At 60.3% G+C, this 1,618-nt stretch carries 1 protein-coding gene; it reads left to right on the top strand.

Features of this window, described 5'->3' with window-relative positions; genetic code table 11:
* Positions 1-1,618, top strand: a 1,618-nt coding sequence (locus TZ03_RS27830; protein ID WP_051101528.1) for an immunoglobulin-like domain-containing protein, incomplete at both ends; no start/stop codon positions are given.

Genomic DNA, 1,618 nt, shown 5'->3' with positions numbered 1-1,618 from the left:
CCAAATCGTTCTGGGCATCCAGTCGGCCGTTGACGCTACTGGCGCGACCTTCGAGAACCTGCAACTGGGCGACCCGGCCTCGGTGAAAGTCACCGATACCATTAACGAAGTGGTGGCCAAACTGACCGCCACCGAGTCGGTCACCGAAGGCGGCGAGATCACCTACACCGTGACGCTGACCAGCAAAGACGGACTGCCGATCGACAATCACTCGACGCTGTACTTCACGTTGAGCGACGGCAAGACCGTGGTTACCGTGCCGGCCAACAGCACGACCGGTTCGGTCACTGTGACCGCGCCGGACAACGTCTACACGGGCCCCAACGCAGCGGTCGAGCAGAGCCTGAAATACGTCAGCGGCGCCGATGCCTGGAAGTTCGAGCAGTTGACGCTGGATGACACCAAGGTCAGCACAGAAGTCACCGATGAACCACGCACTCCGTGTAACGAAGGCGACATCGTCAAGGTCACCATCACCGCTGACCAGGACTCGGTGGCCGAGAACGTCAAACCGACCTTCACCGTGCACATCAACACGGTACTGGCGCATGACCTGATCGTAACCCTGAGCAACAACGCAGTCGTGACCATCAAGGCAGGTCAGACCTCGAGCGAACCGTACACCCACGAGGCTCAAGGTGACGACGTTTACCAGGATGCAGGCCAAATCGTTCTGGGCATCCAGTCGGCGGTTGACGCCACTGGCGCGACCTTCGAGAACCTGCAGTTGGGCGACCCGGCTTCGGTGAAAGTCACCGATACCATCGACGAAGTGGTGGCCAAACTGACCGCCACCGAGTCGGTGACCGAAGGCGGCGAGATCACCTACACCGTGACGCTGACCAACAAAGATGGTCTGCCGATCAATAACCACTCGGACCTGTACTTCACCCTGAGTGACGGCAAGACTGTGGTCTTGGTGCCAGCTAACAGCACTACCGGCTCGGAAACTGTAACTGCGCCAGACAACGTCTATGTGGGCGCGAACGACCCGGTGGTCAACGCCATCGAGGCAGTCAGCGGTGCGGATGCGTGGAAGTTCGAGCAACTGACCCTGGACAAGACCCCGGTCAGCACCACCGTCACTGACGAGCCAGGTACTCCGGGCAACGAAGGCGACATCGTCAAGGTCACCATCACCGCTGATCAGGACTCGGTTGCCGAGAACGTCAAACCGACCTTCACCGTGCATATCAACACGGCGCTGGCGCATGACCTGACCGTGACCCTGAGCAACAACGCGGTCGTGACCATCAAGGCGGGTCAGACCTCGAGCGAGCCGTATACCCACGCGGCTCAAGGCGACGACGTTTACCAGGATGCAGGCCAAATCGTCCTGGGCATCCAGTCGGCGGTTGACGCCACTGGCGCGACCTTCGAAAACCTGCAGTTGGGCGACCCGGCCTCGGTGAAAGTCACCGATACCATCAACGAAGTGGTGGCCAAACTGACTGCCACCGAGTCGGTCACCGAAGGCGGCGAGATCACCTACACCGTGACGCTGACCAACAAAGATGGTCTGCCGATCGATAACCACTCGACGCTGTACTTCACGTTGAGCGACGGCAAGACCGTGGTCACTGTGCCGGCCAACAGCACCACCGGCTCGGTCACCGTG

This window comes from Pseudomonas sp. 10-1B, assembly GCF_000935045.1.
GTDB lineage: Bacteria > Pseudomonadota > Gammaproteobacteria > Pseudomonadales > Pseudomonadaceae > Aquipseudomonas.
This window is presented reverse-complemented; position numbering and strand designations above follow the sequence as displayed.